Raw genomic sequence first — 18,054 nt, 5'->3', positions numbered from 1 at the left:
AATGCTCCTGGGCCTAGAACTGAAGGGACTTGGTCTGGAGGTACTCGGACAGCCCGTGCGAGCCCAGCTCGCGCCCGACCCCCGACTGCTTGTAACCCCCGAACGGGGCCAGGGGGTTGAAGCGTCCACCGTTGATGTCGACCTGCCCGGTGTCGAGCCGCCGCGCGAAGGCCACCGCCTCGGCCTCGTCGCCCGCCCACACCGCACCCGCGAGCCCGTACACCGTGCCGTTGGCGATCCGGACGGCGTCCTCCTCGTCCTCGTACCGAATGATCGACAACACCGGTCCGAAGATCTCTTCCTGAGCGATCGTCATGTCGGGTGTGACGTCGGCGAAGACGGTCGGGCTGACGAAGTACCCCTGCTCGCGCGGAGATTCGGGGCCGCCCTCGACGAGCCGAGCGCCTTCCGCGACACCCTTCTCGATGTAACTCCGCACCCGCGCCTGCTGCTTGGCGTTGACGACGGGGCCGATGCGGTCGCCGTACTTCGCCGCGGCGGCCGCGGCCAGCTCGACGGCCTCGTCGTACCGCGCGGTGTGCACCAGCATGCGGGTCCAGGCGCTGCACGTCTGGCCGGAGTTGGACATCACGTTGGCGACGCCGACATTCACGGCCTTGGCCAGGTCGGCGCTCGGCAGGACGACATTGGCGGACTTTCCACCGAGTTCGAGGGCGACCCGCTTGACCGCGGCGCCGGCGGTCGCGCCGATCCGCTTGCCGACCGCCGTGGAGCCGGTGAAGGAGACCAGATCCACGTCCGGATGTTCGGCGAGGGCCTGTCCGGCGACCGGGCCGAGGCCGGTGACGAGGTTGAAGACACCGGCCGGGACGCCCGCCTCGGCCACGGCCTCCGCGAAGAGCTGGGCGGTGAGCGGGGTGTCCTCGGCGGGCTTGAGCACCACCGTGCAGCCCGCGGCGAGCGCCGGGGCGACCTTGGCGACGATCTGGTGCAGGGGGTAGTTCCAGGGCGTGATCGCGCCGACGACACCGACGGGCTCCTGGTAGACGGTCGAGTTCCCGACCTTCTCCTCGAAGACGTACGTCGCCGCCAGTTCGGCGTACGAGCCCGCGACCGCGATCGGCACGCCCGCGTGCACCATCTGCGAGAACGGCAGCGGTGAGCCGAGTTCGGCGGTGACGGTCTCCGCGATCTCGTCCTTGCGCGCCACGAGCACGTCACGCAGGGCGGCGAGCCTGTCGGCCCGTTCCGCGGGCGGGGTCGCGGCCCAGCCGGGGAAGGCGGCACGTGCGGCCCGTACGGCAATGTCGACGTCCTGGGCGGTGCCCGCGGGGACCCGGCCGATCACCTGCTCGTCGACGGGATTCACGACGTCGATCGTGTCCGCGCCGGCGGCGGGGCGCCAGGCCCCGTCGATGTACATGCCGTCGTGTGCCTTCATCGTGTTCCTCCCGGGCGGGGCAGCATCATCCGCACCCTAAACTAGCGATGATAGTTTTCGGGCGCCAGAGGGACCCGGCGGAACCGGGCCCGGCCCGACCTCCAGGGGCATCCTCGGCCCGGGTGACTCAGAAGTCGACCCTCGTCTGTTCGTCCACCCTGGCCACGGACTCCTGGGCGAAGGCCTTCTCGTACGCGCGCCGGATCTTCTCGATCTTCGTGTCGCTCGCGCGCGCCCGCGCCATCGGATACAGCAGGATCAGCTCGTACGACCGCTCGCGCTCGATCGCGCCGTGCGCGTCCCGCCACTGCCCGCGCCCGTTCTGCACGGTGAGCCCGTCGGGAAAGTCCGGCGTCACCTCCTTGTCGACGAAGGCCATGAACTGCCGGCCGGTGACGGCCGCGCCGCCGTCGGGCCGTTCGGTGCCGAAGAAGAGCCGACTCTCGATGTACGCCTCGCCACGGACCGGGGACTGCGGCTCCGGGGCGTCGAGGAGGGCGTACGCCGTCGGGGCGCCGGCGGCGAGCAGGGCGGTGACGGTCACGGCACCCAGACGGGAGCGCGTGCTGCTGTACAGGGTCATGCCTGTCTGCCTAGCGGAACCTACTCCTCGAGATCCGGCAGCCGCGCCGGAGCCGGGCAGATGCGTTCACCGTGCTGGTCGAAGACGAACAGGTGGGCGATGTCGACGAGGAGGGGAACCTGCATGCCGTGACGGAGCTCGATGTCGGGGGTGGTGCGGACGACGAGGTCACCGGGCAGGCGGCCGTCCGGAGGTGCCGGGTCGGAGTGGTCGGATCCCGCGTCCCCCGGATGCTCCAGGACCACGACAGGCCCGGCGCGCAGCGCTCCGGCGCGCTCCCGCAGCCGGTCCAGGACAGTGCCCTCACGGCGCCGCCGCCGGGCCGGACGGGTCGGGCGCGGTGCCTCCAACTCCGGTACGACGGCAGGCCGCGAGCCGGTGTTGAAGTGGACGAGGACCTCGTGCCCCTGGAACTCCACATGCTCGACCAGCCCGCTGATCGCCACCTCGCCCGGCCGCGCGGCGGACGGCTTGGCGAGCCGGATCGCCTCGGAGCGCAGCCCGACGATGACCTCGCGGCCCTGCTGCACCCGCAGCAACTGGTGGTCGAGGGAGAGCGGTTCGGGCAGTCTCAGGTACTGCTTGCCGAGACTGATCGACATGGCTCCGTCCAGCGGCGCCCGGACGAGGCCGCGCAGCAGATTGATCCGCGGGGTGCCGATGAAGGCGGCGACGAAGACGTTCGCGGGCAGCCCGTAGACCGTGCGCGGTGTGCCCAGCTGCTGCAGAACTCCGCCGCGCAGGACCGCGACACGGTCGCCGAGCGACATCGCCTCGGCCTGGTCGTGGGTGACGTACACCGTCGTCGCGCCCGACTCCCGCGTGAGCTTGGAGATTTCGGCCCGCAGGTGATTGCGGAGCTTGGCGTCGAGGTTGGACAGCGGCTCGTCCATCAGGAAGGCGGAGGGATGGCGGGCGATCGCCCGGCCCATGGCGACACGCTGGCGTTCGCCGCCGGAGAGCTGGTTGGGAAAGCGGTCGAGGAGGTCCTGGATGCCGAGCATCCGGGCGGTGGCGTCCACGCGCGGACGCGGATCCTCGCCGGGCGTCTCGATACGCAGCGGGAAGCCGATGTTGTCGCGGCTGGTCATGCTCGGATAGAGGGCGAAGTTCTGGAACACCATCGCCATGTCCCGCCCGGACGGCGGCAGATCGTTGGCGTACTCGCCGTCGAGGCGCACCTCGCCCTCGGTGACCTCCTCGAGCCCGGCGATCATTCTCAGCACGGTCGACTTGCCGCAGCCGGACGGCCCGAGCAGCACGAGGAACTCGCCCGGCCGGATGTCGAGCGACAGCCGCTCCACCACGCGGGCACCGCGGATGTACGACTTGCTGACGTTGTGCAGAGTGATGGCGCGTGTCATGACGGGTGCCCCCGGGGGCTCACGGGACTGTGGTGCTCCGCGGTCGAACGTCCCGTGCGGGTCGTACGGGACGTATGAGTCACGGAAGCTAACGGACCGCGCACGCCCGGGGGAAGATGCGCGGCGGGATCGGACGGTCCGGTTCGACATGGGCGGAACCGGACGATCGCGTACCGGTGGAGCGGAGGACCGGGTACCGGGGGAAGCGGACGATCGGATACCGGGGAACGGAGGCCTCGATCGCACGCCGCCGGGCTCGACGCGCCGGGTGCCTCACGTGGTCCGGGCCCGCCTCCGGGTCTCCGTGAGGTGGGCGAACACGACGATATTGCCGGCGTAGCCCTTCTTGCGGTCGTAGACACCGCCGCATGTAATCAGACGCAGTTCGGGGCGCCCCCTGTCGCCGTACACCTCCTTGTTGGGGAAGTGCGCCTTCTCGTACGTCTTCACGGCGTCCACCGTGTAGACGGCGGTCCGCCCGTCGGCGCGCCGGACTTCGACGAGCCTGCCGGGCCGGAGTCGGCCGAGCGCGACGAAGACCGCCGGCCCCGTCCTGGTGTCGCGGTGGCCGACGGCGACGGCCGTGCCCGCCTCGCCCGGCGTCGGCCCGCCCTCGTACCAGCCGACGAGTTTCGGATCGTCCACGGGCGGCGCGGTGAGCCGCCGCTCACCGTCGAGCCGGAGACGGACGACCGGGGCCTCCAGGCTGAAGTACGGAATGCGGAGCGAGGTCGCCGGAGAGCGCGGGAGCGGTGTGGGCGGGGGTGCGGGCCGAGCCTGCCGGGTGGGCGCGAGACGGCGGGGCTTCGCGCCGCGCGCGTCTCCGCCGGGACGGTCGGACTCCGCGCCACGTGCGTCTCCGCCGGGACGGTCGGACTCCGCGCCGCGCGCGTCTCCGCCGGGACGGTCGGACTCCGCGCCGCGCGCGTCTCCGCCGGGACGGTCGGACTCCGCGCCACGTGCGTCTCCACCGGGACGGTCGGACTCCACACCGGCCTCCGGTTCTCCGACCCCGGCCGGGTCGGAGGACTCGGCGCCGGCCGTGACCGGCCCTGGTGGCTCGTCGACCCCCGCCCACCGGACGCCGCCCACCACCAGACCGACGACGACCACGATGGTCCTCGTCAGGCGGTAGGCGCGCGTCCGGTACCAGGGCCTGCGGCAGCGTCTACGCGGCGCCATCGGGGCGGCGGCGCAGCCGGAGGTACACGACTCCCCCCGTCACGACGAGGCCCACGGCCGCCGCGCCGGCGACCGGCGAGAAGTCCCGGGGGGCGACACCGCCGCCGCCGGCGGGGGGTCCGCCATGCGGGCCGCCGGGTCCAGTCCGCGTCGGCGACGGCGTGGGGCTCGGGGTGCCGGGTCCGGTCCGCGTCGGCGACGGCGACGGCGTCGGGCTCGGGGTGCCGGTCGGGCAGTCGACCTTGAAGACCTTCTGCTTGCCCGCGCCGTTCTCGCCCTCGAAGGTCCAGGTGAGCTTGTACTGGCCGTTCGGGAGCGAGAGCTCACCGGTCCAGCCGTGGCCGGAAGGGGGAAGGATGATGGTGCCGTTGAGGGGCTCACTGCCCGCCACAGGGGGTTGTGGCTCGATGGACCATCTGATGCTCTCCAGGCCGTCGAAGTTGAAGGCGTCGAGGTAGAACTTGCACACCTTCGGCTCGTTGTTCTGATCGTCAACGGGTGTGCCCGCCTCGTGGATCTTTACGTCTCCGTTGTCACCGGGAGCGGCGACGGCGGCCGGAGCTCCCAGCAGGGCGGCACCCGCGACAGTGAGGGCCGCCAGGGCGGCGGCTCCCGTGCGTGCGCCGACGCGGCGCGGAAGAGACGAGGTGGGCATGCTCAGTCCTCCGAGTCAGATGATTGTCATACAAATCCAGCTGTCATCTGACTGCCTCTCACATCTGCCCCAGGGATCCCGGCAACAGCGCCCGATACCCCGTCAGATATCGCTCTTTCGGCGCAATGGCACCCTGACCCGCGGAGCCTCACCGCTGACTCGCGCGGACTTCTCCGGCGAGCGCAGCGCGATCCCCGACGAGATCAGCAACAACACGCCGAGCATCACGAAGGGCGCGGCGACGCCGGCGACGCCGGCGACCAGACCAGCCGTGGCGGGGGCGGCGACCTGACCGAGCCGGTTGCCGGTCAGCCGCAGGGCGAGGGCCGTGGAACGGGCGCCGTCGGGGGCGGCCTGGACGACTGTCGTCATGGACAGCGGCTGGCCGACACCGAGACAGAATCCGAGCACCACGAGCATCAGGGCCAGCGCCCACACCGGCACCGGCAGCGCGATGCCCGCGCACAGCACACCCCCGAGCAGACACGTGACGGTCAGCAGCAGAGACCGGCCGAGCAGCCGCAGCAGGGGTGTCAGCACCAGGCGGCAGGCAATGGTGGCCGCCGCGCGCAGACTCAGCAGCACACCGATCACCGACGGCGCGATGTCCCGATGCTCGCCGACGACCGGCAGATACGCGGTGAGAACGTCCGTCGCGGACAGCACGGCGAGGCTGATGAAGATGCCCGCGGGCACGCCCCGGGCCCGCAGAATGCGCTGGACGGGCACACGTTCGCCTTGTGCGGTACGGGACTTGACGGCCGTACGGTCCTCGATGCGCCACAGCGAAGTGAACGAGACCGTTGCGACCGCACCCGCCACGACCAGCGCGAGCGCGCTGCTGCCCACCATGTCGGGACCGCCGATCAGCACACCCGCCGCGATCGGGCCGATCAACTGGCCGAGCGAGACGCCGATGGTGAAGTGGCCGAAGTTGCGGTCCTGTTCGTGCGGGGCGGACTGGCGGGCGACGAGCGACTGGCCACCGATCACGAAGCAGAGGTGGCCGAGGCCCATGACTCCGCTCCATGCCGCCATCGCGGGCAGCGAGTGCGCCGTACCGCTCAGCGCGCAGCCGCCGGCTATGAGCACGACACCGGCGGGCAGCAGGGGCGCACAGCGGCCGTGATCCGTCCGGCGTCCCAGCGGTACGGCTGCGAAGAGCGGCAACAGCGCGTACACGCCCGCGATCACACCGATCGCGCGCTCGTCCGCGCCCAGCGCGAGGGCCCGGTAGGAGACGGCGGGGCGCGCCATCGACACCGCCCCCTGCGCGAACGAGAAGGCTATGACGAGGCGGAGCAGCCAGCCGCGGTTCCTACCGGGCCTCACGGTCGTGTCCTCCTTGGAGAGTTCGATCAGCGTCCGTGGCGACGGTTTGCCGTCCGGGGGTCAGATGATGCCGAACAGAATCCCCGCCCCGAGCACCACCAGGGACGTGAGCGCGGCCCACTTCACCACGAACCTCGTATGGTCGCCGAACTCCACCTTCGCCATGCCCACCAGGACGTACACGGCCGGCACCAGCGGGCTCGACATGTGCAGCGGCTGCCCGACGAGCGAAGCGCGGGCGATCTCCAGGGACGAGACGCCGTGCGCCTGACCCGCCTCGGCGAGGACGGGAAGGATGCCGAAGTAGAAGCCGTCGTTCGACATGAAGTATGTGAGCGGGATGCTCAGGACGCCGGTGACGAAGGCCATGTGCGGGCCCATGCCGTCCGGGATGTTGGCGACCAGCCACTCGGCCATGTGGTCGACCATGCCAGTGCCCTGGAGCACGCCGGTGAAGACGGCGGCGGCGAAGACCATCCCGGAGACGTTGAGGACGTTCTCGGCGTGGGCGCCGAGGCGGGCCTTCTGCTCTGCCATGTTCGGGAAGTTGACGGTCAAGGCCAGTGCCGCGCCGAGCAGGAAGAGGACCGGGATCGGCAGCCACTCCATGATCATGGCGGTGAGCAGGGTGACCGTCAGGAGCGCGTTGAACCAGTAGAGCTTGGGGCGCAGGGTGGCGCGGTTCGGGTCGAGACCCTGGAAGCCGTCGTCCTCGGTGGCGTCGGCGTCGGAGGCATCCGCATCCGTACCGGAGCCCGAACCGCCCGTGCGCACGTGCTTCTTGGTGCCCTCGCCGGAACCACCCGCGCCGACCAGAACCGTCTCCGCCTCCTGCGGCTCCAGCACCTCGTCCAGCGTCAGCACACCCAGCCGCTTGCGCTCGCGGCGACCGAGGACGTACGCGAGAGCGAAGACGCCGAGGAGACCGACGGCGAGGGCGGGGATCATCGGGACGAAGATGTCGCTCGCGTCGAGCTTCAGCGCGGTCGCGGCGCGGGCGGTCGGGCCGCCCCAGGGCAGCGTGTTCATCACGCCGTTGGCCATCGCGGCGACACCGGTCATCACGACCAGGCTCATCTTCAGGCGCTTGTACAGCGGGTACATCGCCGAGACCGTGATCATGAAGGTGGTCGAGCCGTCCCCGTCGAGCGAGACGATCGCGGCGAGGAGCGCCGTGCCGACCACGATCCGCAGGGGATCGGCCTTGCAGAACTTGAGAATCCCCCGGACGATCGGGTCGAACAGACCGACGTCGATCATCACACCGAAGTAGACGATCGCGAACATCAGCATCGCCGCCGTGGGCGCGAGGCTGGTGACGCCGTCGATGACGTAGTCACCGAGCTTGGCGCCCTTTCCGACGAAGACACAGAAGAGTGCCGGGATCAGCACGAGCGCCGCGATCGGCGACATCTTCTTCAGCATGATCAGGACCAGGAAGGTCGCGATCATGGCGAAGCCGAGGATGGTCAGCATGAATGGATACCTAACGTTCGCCCTTGAACTCCCACCAGGGCCGGCGGTAGGGCGACGTTAGGTCGCGCTCGCAAGCGTTAACAAGATGTTGACACGCGAGCAATAAGCGCAAAACTCCAGGTCACAGGCTTGTCTCGGTGAGCGCGAGCTCCACGGGCACGCCGTTGAGCACCGCCGTGCCCGACAGCGGGTCGAGGAGCGAGCCGTCGAGGAGCTGGTTGACGTTGACGCCCGGGTCCAGGGCGGCATGGCTCATCCGGGTGCCGGGGCGGTCATGTCCCCAGCCGTGCGGCAGGCTCACCACACCGCGTCGTACGGCGTCGGTGATCTCGGCGGGGGCCATCACCTCTCCCCCGGCGCCCTTGACACGTACGGCAACCCCGTCGGTGAGCCCGAGGCGTTCGGCGTCCTCGGGGTGGATGTGCAGGGTGCAGCGGTTGGAGCCGCCGGTGAGGGCGGGCACGTTGTGCATCCAGCTGTTGTTGGAGCGCAGATGGCGGCGGCCCACCAGCACCAGGGACGCGGGGCGCTCGCGCAGGGCGTCGCGCAGACGCGGCAGATCGTCGACGATCGGGCCGGGCAGCAGCTCGATCTTCCCGCTGGGCGTCTTCAGCGGCTGCGGCAGGCGCGGCCGCAGCGGTCCGAGGTCGATGCCGTGCGGGTGGGCGAGCAGCTTCGCGAGGCTCAGCCCGTCCGGCCGGGCGCCGAAGCCTTCGCCGTACGGGCCGAGGCGCAGCATCATGTCGAGCCGCCGCTCGGGGCCGTTGTCACCGGTGAGTTGGTCGGCGAGTTCCTTCGGGTCGCGTCCGTGCACCGGCGAGTGGGCCTCGGTGACGGACTTGCCGAGGGTGGAGTCGATGACCATGGTGTCCACGGCGGACGGGTCGGCGCCATGCATGCCGGTCGCGGCGAGGACGAGCCGGGCGAGGATCTCGGTCTCCGCCATGCGGCCCGGCTCCAGGGGGACGGCCGGGCGGTTGTAGCGGACCTGATTGCGTACGGCGAGGGTGTTGAAGGCGAAGTCGTGGTGCGCGCTCTGCGAGGGCGGGGGCGGGGGCATGACGACGTGGGCGTGACGCGAGGTCTCGTTCAGGTACGGGTCCACGCTGACCATGAAGTCCAGTGAGTCCAGGGCCTTGTCGAGGCGGTCGCCGTCCGGTGCGGACAGTACGGGGTTGGCGGCGACGGCGATGACGGCGCGGACCGGGCTGCCGTCCCCGGTGGCGGTGTCGATCTCCTCGGCGAGGGCGGAGAGCGGCAGTTCGCCCTTGGCTTCGGGATGACGGCTCACCCTGCTGTGCCAGCGGCCGAGCGCGAAGCCGTGTCCGGGGCCTGAGGGCCGGGGTGTCTTGTCGGTCGCGGCCTGCGGGAAGAGAGCGCCGCCGGCCCGGTCGAGGTTGCCGGTGAGGATGTTGAGGACGTCGACGAGCCAGCTGGCGAGGGTGCCGTGCGGAACGGTGCAGCTGCCGATGCGGCCATAGACGGCGGCGGTGGGCGCGGCCGCGAGCTCGCGTGCCAGCACCCGGATGGTGTCCGCGTCGACGTCGCACGCCTCGCTCGCGGCCTCGGGGGTGAAGTCGCGTACGGCGTCGGCGAGTTCGTCGACGTCCTGGACGTGCGGCGCGAGGGTGCCGAGGTCGACGAGCTTCTCCTCGAACAGGACGTACGCCATCGCCGCGAGCAGCAGTGCGTCGGTGCCGGGGCGGATCGCCACATGCCGGTCGGCGAGCTTGGCCGTACGCGTGCGGCGCGGGTCGATGACCGTCAGTGTGCCGCCGCGTGCGCGCAGCGCCTTGAGCTTGCCGGGGAAGTCGGGGGCGGTGCACAGACTCCCGTTGGACTCCAGGGGGTTGGCGCCGATGAGCAGGAGGTGGTCGGTGTGGTCGAGGTCCGGTACGGGGATCGCGTTGGCGTCGCCGTACAGCAGTCCGCTGGAGACGTGCTTGGGCATCTGGTCGACGGTGGAGGCGGTGAAGATGCTGTGGGTGCGCAGCGCGGTGAGCAGGACGGGCGGGTAGAGGGCGCCGGCCATGGTGTGCACGTTGGGGTTGCCGAGGACGATGCCGACGGCGTGCGGCCCGTACTGCTCGACGACCGGCCGAAGTCCCGCGGCCACCGCGTCGAACGCCTCCTCCCAGGTCGCCTCCCGCAGCTCGCCGTCCTTGCGGACGAGGGGGGCACGCAACCGGTCCGGATCCCCGTCGACCGCCCCGAAGGAGGCGCCCTTCGGGCAGATGAACCCCTTGCTGAACACATCGTCGCGGTCGCCCCGGGCGCCGGTCACCCGAGTGCCCTCGATGGTGAGCGTCAGCCCGCAGGTGGCCTCGCACAGGGGGCACACGCGCAGGGCGGTGCGGGAGTCGGGGGTGGTGCCGGAAGTGCGGGACACGGGTCCTCCCGGAGGGCGGTGACGGCGGTGGCACACGGACAGGGGCCGAGCATACCGACCGGTACGCATGGAGGGGAGGGGTCACTGGGGGTGTGGTCGGAAAGTCGCGAGCGGCTCACCGCCCCCGCGAACCCTTCAGTCCAGGACCCTGGCCAGGTACGCCCGCAACAGCTCCCGCGCCTCCTCGATGATCCGCTCGTCCCCCTCCGGTGCGACCCGGAAGGCCAGGTGGACCAGGGTGTCCGCGGTCTCCACGGCGATCAGGAAGGTGCGGCGGAGGTCCTCGTCGGGGGTGCGGTCGAGGTAGCCGGAGAGCAGTTCGGTGAGGCGGTCGGCAACTCGGGTGTTGGGTTGGACGGTTCCGGAGCCGACGGGGATCTGGTTGCCGAAGTCGACGAGGGAGAAGCCGGGTGCGGTGCGCTTCATGGCGAGGTACTCGTCGAGCACGGCGTCCATGGCCGCGCGCCAGCCACCTCCGTTCGTCTCCAGGAGGCGCTCGGTGACACGCTCGGCATAGCGCTCCAGGTTGCGTTGGGCGAGCGCGTCGGCCATGGCGCGCTTGTTGCCGAAGAAGCGGTAGACGGAGCCGATGGGCACACCGGCCCGCTGGGCCACGGCGCGGGTGCTCAGGGCGTCGTAGCCGACCTCGTCGAGGAGGTCGGCGCAGGCGTCGAGGATTCTGGTCAGTCGTTCGGCACTGCGCCGTTGTACCGGCGCTCTGCGCAGCGAGGTCGCATGGGGCACGGGCTTCATGATGCCTTTCCGCCGGGGTCCGGTGAACCTCCCCTACCAGTACGGGCCCCGGTACCGGTCCCACTCAAGGTCGTGGTCGCGGTCGGTGGCGCCGCCGACCCGGCCTCCGACGCCGTGATGTCGGCGGTGCTCTCGACCGGCTTGCCGTGGACGGCCCACACGGTACCGTCGTCCGCGTACAGACGCGCGGTGACATGGTGGGTGCCGCGCGGGACGAGGTCCCCGGCGAGGTGGTATTCCGCGGTGCGGAGCCGGGCGATGGTCCGGCCGTCCACGTACAGGTGGGCGATACCCCGGCCGGCCACGGGCGCGGGTCGCGTGCCGGTGGGCGAGAAGCGGAAGTGGTGGACGGTCAGTGTCACGTCCCAGCTGTCGTCGGAGTCCGGCTGAATCTCGATCGAGACTTCCGGTGCACCCTTTTCGTCCACATCACGGTAGAGCCGACCCTCCTCGTCGGTCTCGTCCAGCAGCCTGCCCACGGGCGAAGCCGACGTTCCGTCCTTCCGCTCGTGCGCGTCGCTGGTGGCGCAGCCCGCCGATCCGCCGAGCAGGGCGCAGACCACGAGCGCGGCGAGCAGTGCACGCGTCCACGACATGCCGGGGAGCGTAGAACACCGCTCTGACAGTCGGATCCCCCTGAAGTCGGGTTCTTGGGCGGCACACCGAGCCCTGGGTAGTACGCCGGGAGGCGATATCGGTCCATGCGGTACGCCCACCATGCCCGATCCCGTGCGATGCGCGGAGTCGCCCTCTTGCGCACGGAAAACCTGAATCCTACGGTGATGCATAGGAATCAGGCGCGAGGGAGCGATCATGAGCGGGGACGCGAGGAAGACGGCCGAGGGGCTGACCTACCTCTCCGGTTTCGGCAACGAATTCAGCTCGGAGGCGGTCCCGGGGGCGCTGCCGCACGGCCGCAATTCGCCACAGCGGGCACCGCTCGGGCTGTACGCGGAGCAGCTCAGCGGTTCGGCGTTCACCGAGCCGAGGGCGCACAACCGGCGCTCGTGGCTCTACCGGATCCGTCCGTCGGCCGCGCACCCCGCGTTCACCCGCGTGGACAACGGCGCGCTCCGCACGGCTCCCTTCACGGAGACGGCGCCGGACCCGAACCGGCTGCGCTGGAACCCGCTGCCCGAGCCCGAGGCCGGAACGGATTTCGTCCAGGGCCTGTGGACCCTCGGCGGCAACGGGGACGCGGCCCAGCGCACCGGCATGGCGGTGCACCTGTATCACGCCAACTCCTCGATGGAGCGGGTGTTCAGCGACGCCGACGGTGAACTGCTGATCGTGCCGGAGCGCGGAGGGCTGCTGCTGCGGACCGAATTCGGCCTGCTGCATGTGGAGCCGAGCCAGGTCGCGCTGATTCCGCGTGGTGTCCGCTTCCGTGTGGAGCTGCTGGACACCTCCGCCCGAGGTTATGTGTGCGAGAACTATGGGGCGCCCTTCCGGCTCCCCGACCTCGGCCCGATCGGTGCCAATGGTCTCGCCAACGCCCGCGACTTCCTCGCGCCCGTCGCCGCGTACGAGGACGTCGAGGCCCCGGTCGAGGTGGTGAACAAGTTCTGCGGCAACCTCTGGGCGGCGACATACGACCACTCGCCGCTGGATGTGGTCGCCTGGCACGGCAACCATGTGCCCTACGTCTACGACCTGCACCGTTTCAACGTGATCGGCACCATCAGCTACGACCATCCGGACCCCTCGATCTTCACGGTGCTGACGTCCCCGTCGGACACCCCGGGCCTGGCCGGCGTCGACTTCGTGGTCTTCGCGCCGCGCTGGCTGGTGGGCGAGGACACGTTCCGGCCTCCGTACTTCCACCGGAATGTGATGAGCGAGTACATGGGGCTCATCGAGGGCGCGTACGACGCGAAGGCGGAGGGCTTCGTTCCGGGCGGCGGCTCGCTGCACAACATGATGTCCGCGCACGGGCCGGACCGCGAGACCTTCGACCGGGCGAGCGCCGCGGAGCTGCGCCCGCAGAAGATCGACGACGGGCTGGCCTTCATGTTCGAGACGCGCTGGCCGGTCACCGCGACGACCCAGGCGGCGCGGGCGGAGCATCTGCAGCAGGGGTACGACGACGTGTGGCAGGGCCTCCAGCGGCACTTCCGCCCGACGGACTGAGATTCACCGCCCGTTGCATTCACGGCCCGCGACCGGTACGGATACCCTCGTGACCTCCTTCGCCCCGGACTCGATCGTCCTGAACCGCAAGCTGCCGCTCTGGTATCAGGTCTCGCAGTCCCTGCGTGCCTCGATACTCGGCCGGTCGCCCCAGGATCCGCTGCGGCTGCCCACGGAGGAGCAGCTGGCGGGGCACTACGGGGTGAGCGTGCTGACCATGCGGCAGGCGCTCAAGGAGTTGGAGGACGAGGGGCTCATCACGCGCCATCGGCGGCGGGGCACGTTCATCGAGCCGAGCGCTCAGCGGGGCGCGCCCGTACGGCTGCTCGGCTCGGTGGACGCGATCGTCGCTCAGCAGTCCGGCATGGCCACCGAGCTACTGGAACAGGGGAAAGCTCCTGTTCCAGGGGAATTGGTGGAGTATTTTCCGGACTTGGACGAGGTCGCGACGTATCACCGGTTGCGCGGTGACGAGAAGACGGGCGAGCCGACGAACCACGCGCGCAACTACATCAGGCCCGAGCTGGCGGAGCGCATCGACCGGGAGGATCTGATCCGCTGGCCGATGACCAAGGTGCTGCGGAACGTGATCGGCGTCAGCATCAGCCGCATCACCGACACCGTGGAGGCGCGGCTCGCGGACCCGGAGACGGCGCGGCTGCTCCAAGTACCGCTGCTCAGCCCGATCCTGCGCTACACGGGCGTCATCTACGACCAGGACGGGCGGGCCCTCGACGTGGCCGTCATCCACTACCGGGGCGACCGCTTCTCCTTCACGGTCACCCTCGACACCCACTGATCACGTCGTACGATGCCGAGCGTGACGCACGACGACGCTCCGCTGCTCGCAGACCTCATGCCGTGGTCCGTCGCACCGCCGAGGCTGGGCCGGGGGTGGCCGACGGCCCCCGACGCCGCGACCCTCAGAGCGCGCTGGGACGCCTTGCTGAAGGCCGAAGGGCCGGACCGCGAGGCACTGTTCGGCCCGACGCGCTCGCGTACGACGCACTCGGCGGTGGCGCAGCTGCCGGGTCACTCCACTGGGACGGGCCGGCTGGCACGCGAGTCGGGCCCCTGCCCGGAGCCGGTACGCGCCCTGCACGGGCCCTTCGACGAGCAGTGGCTGATCCCCGACCACCGGCTGATCGACGCGGCGCGCCCCGAGTTGTGGCGGGTGGCCGACGAACTTCAGGTGTTCGCGGTCGAGCAGACGGTGGTTCCCGATGCGTCGGGGCCGGTGCTGCTGGCCGCTTCCGCGCTGCCCCTGAGCGCCGGTCGCGCAGGCCGCGTCCGCCCTCTCTACCGGCGCCCCGGCGGCCTCGAACCGAATCTGGCCCCAGGCCTGTTGGAGCACCTCGGGACTCGCCTGGGCCACTCCCCCACGCCCGTCGACGTCCTCGCCTGGACGGTGGCGGTCGCGCGCGCCGACCGCGACGGACGGGCCGTCCCGCTCACCGCCGACCCCGAGACGTGGGCACACGGCGTCGAGCTGGGCCGCCGGATGCTGTGGCTGATGCGCCGCGACGGTGAGCGCCCCAAGCTTCCCGGCGGTCGCCGCCCGTATGTCCGCGCCCCGCTCCCGGCCCGCCCGCTGGAGTGGCACTACGACCGTGACGAGGAGACCCTCCATCTCGACGAGGGCCGGATCTCGCCCGTCCCCGCGGAGGCCTGGGACTTCGATGTGGGCGGAGTGCGCGTGCTGGAGCAGTGGTACACGGCCAGGACGCAACCGCCGTCCGAGCCGGGCACCCTGGAGGCGATCCGGCCGGCCACCTGGCCACAGGCCTGGACGTCCGAACTGCTGGAACTCGTCACGGTACTCGCGCTGCTCGCGGAACTACGGCCCCAGCAGAGCGCGGTGACGATCGAGTCACCGATCACGCGGGCCGAGCTGCGCAAGGCGGGCGTGCTCCCGGTTCCGGACACGGCGCGTCAGCCGGCCTCCGTCCTCGACCACCACGAAGAGGGCCCCGAAGGGCAGTTCGCGCTGATCTAGTGCCCCGGCAGACACGTTTGCCCGGGGCGAACGTTGCCTGTTGGGCACTGGCTAGCCCTTCGGTTCGAACGCGTCGAGGACCCGCCCCAGCGCCCGCTCGAACACCGCCTCCAGGTCGATGGGCCCGGCATCCTCCGTGAAGGCCGCGGCCATGCGTGGATAGGCGCCGGTCGCCAACTTCGACCCCAGATAGGCGATCCGGATCGCGTTCTCCTGCTCCTGCGACCAGGGCAGCGAACGGGTGCGTTCGGCACTGGCCAGTTCATTGCCGACGTAGGTCGTCACGACCCCGTTGAGCATCGCGATCAGCTCGAACTTCGTGCCGTACGACACCTCGAGCGGGTCGAGGCAGGCCAGGCAGTGCTCCAGGTAGCGCAGGGCCTTGGGGCTGAAGCCGTAGACCGGGGACATGAGACCCGGCATCCAGGGATGACGGTGCATGAGGGCGCGGGTCTGACGGGCGACCCGGAGCATGTCGGCGCGCCAGTGGCCCGAGGGCTCCTGGATGTCGTGCTCGCCGCTGATGGCGTCGACCATCAGCTCGTACAGGTCCTCCTTGCGTGGCACGTAGTTGTACAGCGACATCGTGCCGCAGCCCAGCTCGGCGGCCACGCGCCGCATCGAGACCGCGTCGAGCCCCTCCGTGTCCGCGATCCGCACGGCGGCGGCCGCGATGTCCGCACGGCTGTAGGCCGGCCGCGGACCACGGCCCGCGCGTTCGGGACGGGCCCAGATCACTTCGGGTACGGCGTTGCGCCCTGCCATTGGTCGATCACCTCGTTGACCATCCTAGTTACGTACACCGTACGTAGTGCGATATGGTCGCCCTATGACTACTACGTACGCTGTACTTAGTGAGGGTCTGGAGAAACGCTTCGGAGACGTCCATGCCGTGCGCGGCCTGGACCTGGCCGTGGCGGAGGGCACGGTCTGCGGAGTGCTGGGGCCGAACGGCGCGGGCAAGACCACGGCCGTACGGCTGCTCACCACACTGCTGCGACCCGACGCGGGGTCCGCGCGTGTCGCCGGGCACGATCTCGTGCGCGAGGCCGCGGCCGTCCGCCGGAGCATCGGGGTCACCGGGCAGTACGCCTCGGTCGACGGCGACCTCACAGGGCGCCAGAACCTGCGGCTCTTCGCGAAGCTGCACCGCGTGCGGGACGCGCAGGCGCGGGCCGCCGAGCTTCTCGACCGCTTCGGGCTGACCGAGGCCGCCGACCGTCCGGCGTCCACCTACTCGGGCGGCATGCGGCGCCGCCTCGACCTGGCGGCGAGTCTGATCCGCCGCCCCGCGGTGCTCTTCCTGGACGAGCCCACCGCCGGGCTCGACCCCGCGAGCCGCAATCGGATCTGGGCGGCCGTGCGCGCGCTGAAGGGCGAGGGCACGACCGTGCTGCTGACCACGCAGTACCTGGAGGAGGCCGACCAACTGGCCGACGACATCGCCCTCGTGGACCGGGGCAGGGTCGCCCACACCGGCTCGCCCGCCGAACTCAAGGCGCTCATCGGCTCGTACGCCGAAGTCGTCGTCGCCCACGCGGACGCCATGGCCCAGGCGGCCGCCGTTCTGGACCAACTCACCGGCCGCGAGCCCACATTCGCCGAGGAGCGGCACGCGGTGGGCGCCGTCACCACCGACCCGACGCTGACGCTGCCCCGCCTCGTCCGCGAACTCGACGCGGCGGGTGTGCCGCTGCTCGACGCGACTGTGCGTCCGCCGACCCTCGACGACGTCTTCCTCCGGCTCACCGACGACCGGAACGAAACCCCGACCGACCGCAAGGAGCTCGTGACATGAGTACGTTGGCGTACGACGGGACCGCGATGCTGGGCCGCCAGCTGCGGCGGATCCGCAACAATCCGGGCCTGGCAATCCTCACCCAGACCATGCCCATCACCATGCTGCTGTTCTTCGGCTACGTCTTCGGCAGCGCTCTCGCGATGCCCGGCGAGGAGTACCGGGCCTTCCTCGTACCCGGGTTGCTGGTGGCGACCGCGGCCAACGGGATCATGACCGGCATGTTCCAGGCGGCCCAGGACTCGCACCGGGGCGTGATGGACCGCTTTCGCACGCTGCCGATGAGCCGTGCGGCCGTCCCGCTCGGCCAGGCGGTGGCGGACCTGGTCGTCACGGCCGCCGGGACGGTACCGCTGCTGCTCGTCGGACTCGCGGTCGGCTGGCGGATCGAGGGGTCGGCGCTCGAAGCGGTGTGCGCCCTCGGGCTGTTGCTGCTGTTCCGGTTCGCGGCCACCTGGATCGGGATCTTCCTCGGCCTCCTCTCCCGGAGCGAGGAGGCCGCCGGCCAACTGGGCAGCGCGACCTTCATGCTGCCGCTGCTGTCCAACGCGTACATCCCCACCGACAATCTGCCGGGCTGGCTGCGCGCGGTCGCCGAGTGGAATCCGATCAGTGCGGTGAGCACGGCGCTGCGGACCCTGTTCTCCCCCAAGCTCTCGGCTTCGCTCGAGCAGGGAGGTGCCCCCATCGCCCCCGTGCCCGAGGGGGCCGCCTGGCCGGTGGCGCACCCCGTCGCCGGGTCCCTGGCGTGGTGCGCGGTGCTGATCGCGGTGTTCCTGCCGCTCGCCGTCCGCCGGTACGCGACCGGCGGACGGTGAGGGACATGCGGAACGCCCACATCTGGTCGCCGAACTCCTGAGTCCGAGCCACTCCTGCGTCTGAGCCACTCCTACGTCTGAGCGGCGAGTTCGCCGCGGCGAGCAGCCGCATGATGCCCCCCAGTGCTAAGCGCCTGGGGGACCCCCAGCGGCTCAGCACCCGGCCACTCGTGGTC

16 protein-coding genes are annotated in these 18,054 nt (G+C 70.8%); 5 read left to right on the top strand and 11 right to left on the bottom strand.

Features of this window, described 5'->3' with window-relative positions:
- Positions 1-13: 13 nt before the first annotated feature.
- From IEY95_RS42215 to IEY95_RS42170, 10 genes are all read right to left on the bottom strand, one after another.
- Positions 14-1,402, bottom strand: a complete 1,389-nt coding sequence (locus IEY95_RS42215) for an aldehyde dehydrogenase family protein (protein ID WP_189191564.1) — start codon at positions 1,400-1,402, stop codon at positions 14-16.
- A gap of 127 nt (positions 1,403-1,529) precedes the next feature.
- Positions 1,530-1,985 carry a DUF3574 domain-containing protein gene (locus tag IEY95_RS42210; protein ID WP_189191563.1) on the bottom strand — a complete coding sequence of 152 codons (456 nt, stop codon included), beginning with the start codon at positions 1,983-1,985 and terminating at the stop codon, positions 1,530-1,532.
- Positions 1,986-2,005: 20 nt separating this feature from the next.
- A complete protein-coding gene (locus tag IEY95_RS42205; protein ID WP_189191562.1) occupies positions 2,006-3,349 on the bottom strand; it encodes an ABC transporter ATP-binding protein in 1,344 nt (447 codons plus the stop codon).
- A 273-nt stretch (positions 3,350-3,622) separates the two neighbouring features.
- A complete protein-coding gene (locus tag IEY95_RS42200; protein ID WP_189191561.1) occupies positions 3,623-4,531 on the bottom strand; it encodes a class F sortase in 909 nt (302 codons plus the stop codon).
- On the bottom strand, positions 4,518-5,186 hold the full coding sequence (locus IEY95_RS42195; protein WP_189191560.1) for a hypothetical protein: 669 nt from the start codon (positions 5,184-5,186) through the stop codon (positions 4,518-4,520). The genes IEY95_RS42200 and IEY95_RS42195 overlap by 14 nt, the downstream gene beginning before the upstream one ends.
- A 102-nt stretch (positions 5,187-5,288) precedes the next feature.
- Positions 5,289-6,518: an MFS transporter gene (locus IEY95_RS42190; protein WP_189191559.1), complete on the bottom strand. Its 1,230-nt coding sequence runs from the start codon at positions 6,516-6,518 to the stop codon at positions 5,289-5,291.
- 60 nt (positions 6,519-6,578) lie between these two features.
- Positions 6,579-7,994 carry a CitMHS family transporter gene (locus tag IEY95_RS42185; RefSeq protein WP_189191558.1) on the bottom strand — a complete coding sequence of 472 codons (1,416 nt, stop codon included), beginning with the start codon at positions 7,992-7,994 and terminating at the stop codon, positions 6,579-6,581.
- A gap of 121 nt (positions 7,995-8,115) precedes the next feature.
- Complete coding sequence (locus IEY95_RS42180) at positions 8,116-10,383, bottom strand: molybdopterin oxidoreductase family protein (protein WP_229703727.1); 2,268 nt, start codon at positions 10,381-10,383, stop codon at positions 8,116-8,118.
- Positions 10,384-10,518: 135 nt separating this feature from the next.
- Positions 10,519-11,136 carry a TetR/AcrR family transcriptional regulator gene (locus tag IEY95_RS42175; RefSeq protein ID WP_189191556.1) on the bottom strand — a complete coding sequence of 206 codons (618 nt, stop codon included), beginning with the start codon at positions 11,134-11,136 and terminating at the stop codon, positions 10,519-10,521.
- The gene (locus IEY95_RS42170) at positions 11,133-11,732 is read right to left on the bottom strand and encodes a hypothetical protein (protein ID WP_189191555.1); all 600 of its coding nucleotides are present in this window, start codon (positions 11,730-11,732) and stop codon (positions 11,133-11,135) included. Before IEY95_RS42170 ends, IEY95_RS42175 begins: the two co-directional genes overlap by 4 nt.
- A 217-nt stretch (positions 11,733-11,949) precedes the next feature.
- Here IEY95_RS42170 and hmgA point away from each other — a divergent pair, with 217 nt between their 5' ends.
- From hmgA to IEY95_RS42155, 3 genes are read left to right on the top strand one after another with little or no spacing between them, the layout of a single operon-like run.
- Positions 11,950-13,266, top strand: coding sequence for a homogentisate 1,2-dioxygenase (gene hmgA, locus IEY95_RS42165; RefSeq protein WP_189191554.1), 1,317 nt, complete (start codon positions 11,950-11,952; stop codon positions 13,264-13,266).
- A 49-nt stretch (positions 13,267-13,315) separates the two neighbouring features.
- Positions 13,316-14,065 (top strand): GntR family transcriptional regulator, encoded by a 750-nt coding sequence (locus IEY95_RS42160; protein WP_189191553.1) that lies wholly within the window; start codon positions 13,316-13,318, stop codon positions 14,063-14,065.
- Between the two features lie 12 nt (positions 14,066-14,077).
- Positions 14,078-15,262, top strand: coding sequence for a type ISP restriction/modification enzyme (locus IEY95_RS42155; RefSeq protein ID WP_189191552.1), 1,185 nt, complete (start codon positions 14,078-14,080; stop codon positions 15,260-15,262).
- A 51-nt stretch (positions 15,263-15,313) separates the two neighbouring features.
- On the opposite strand, the gene IEY95_RS42150 is transcribed toward IEY95_RS42155, so the two are convergent.
- The gene (locus IEY95_RS42150; RefSeq protein ID WP_189191551.1) at positions 15,314-16,027 is read right to left on the bottom strand and encodes a TetR/AcrR family transcriptional regulator; all 714 of its coding nucleotides are present in this window, start codon (positions 16,025-16,027) and stop codon (positions 15,314-15,316) included.
- Between the two features lie 64 nt (positions 16,028-16,091).
- On the opposite strand from IEY95_RS42150, the gene IEY95_RS42145 reads away from it, so the two are divergent.
- Positions 16,092-17,060 (top strand): ATP-binding cassette domain-containing protein, encoded by a 969-nt coding sequence (locus IEY95_RS42145; RefSeq protein ID WP_189191550.1) that lies wholly within the window; start codon positions 16,092-16,094, stop codon positions 17,058-17,060.
- Positions 17,057-17,878, top strand: a complete 822-nt coding sequence (locus IEY95_RS42140) for an ABC transporter permease (protein WP_189191549.1) — start codon at positions 17,057-17,059, stop codon at positions 17,876-17,878. Before IEY95_RS42145 ends, IEY95_RS42140 begins: the two co-directional genes overlap by 4 nt.
- The last annotated feature ends 176 nt before the right edge of the window (positions 17,879-18,054 follow it).

It is taken from the genome of Streptomyces albiflavescens (assembly GCF_014645835.1).
Taxonomy (GTDB): domain Bacteria; phylum Actinomycetota; class Actinomycetes; order Streptomycetales; family Streptomycetaceae; genus Streptomyces; species Streptomyces albiflavescens.
This window is presented reverse-complemented; position numbering and strand designations above follow the sequence as displayed.

Excerpts from the sequence above, each read along its gene's own strand:
- IEY95_RS42215 (WP_189191564.1), bottom strand. The coding sequence starts at position 1,402 with ATGAAGGCACACGACGGCATGTACATCGACGGGGCCTGGCGCCCCGCC.
- IEY95_RS42210 (WP_189191563.1), bottom strand. The coding sequence starts at position 1,985 with ATGACCCTGTACAGCAGCACGCGCTCCCGTCTGGGTGCCGTGACCGTC.
- IEY95_RS42205 (WP_189191562.1), bottom strand. The coding sequence starts at position 3,349 with ATGACACGCGCCATCACTCTGCACAACGTCAGCAAGTCGTACATCCGC.
- IEY95_RS42200 (WP_189191561.1), bottom strand. The coding sequence starts at position 4,531 with ATGGCGCCGCGTAGACGCTGCCGCAGGCCCTGGTACCGGACGCGCGCC.
- IEY95_RS42195 (WP_189191560.1), bottom strand. The coding sequence starts at position 5,186 with ATGCCCACCTCGTCTCTTCCGCGCCGCGTCGGCGCACGCACGGGAGCC.
- IEY95_RS42185 (WP_189191558.1), bottom strand. The coding sequence starts at position 7,994 with ATGCTGACCATCCTCGGCTTCGCCATGATCGCGACCTTCCTGGTCCTG.
- IEY95_RS42175 (WP_189191556.1), bottom strand. The coding sequence starts at position 11,136 with ATGAAGCCCGTGCCCCATGCGACCTCGCTGCGCAGAGCGCCGGTACAA.
- IEY95_RS42170 (WP_189191555.1), bottom strand. The coding sequence starts at position 11,732 with ATGTCGTGGACGCGTGCACTGCTCGCCGCGCTCGTGGTCTGCGCCCTG.
- hmgA (WP_189191554.1), top strand. The coding sequence starts at position 11,950 with ATGAGCGGGGACGCGAGGAAGACGGCCGAGGGGCTGACCTACCTCTCC.
- IEY95_RS42155 (WP_189191552.1), top strand. The coding sequence starts at position 14,078 with ATGCCGAGCGTGACGCACGACGACGCTCCGCTGCTCGCAGACCTCATG.
- IEY95_RS42150 (WP_189191551.1), bottom strand. The coding sequence starts at position 16,027 with ATGGCAGGGCGCAACGCCGTACCCGAAGTGATCTGGGCCCGTCCCGAA.
- IEY95_RS42145 (WP_189191550.1), top strand. The coding sequence starts at position 16,092 with ATGACTACTACGTACGCTGTACTTAGTGAGGGTCTGGAGAAACGCTTC.
- IEY95_RS42140 (WP_189191549.1), top strand. The coding sequence starts at position 17,057 with ATGAGTACGTTGGCGTACGACGGGACCGCGATGCTGGGCCGCCAGCTG.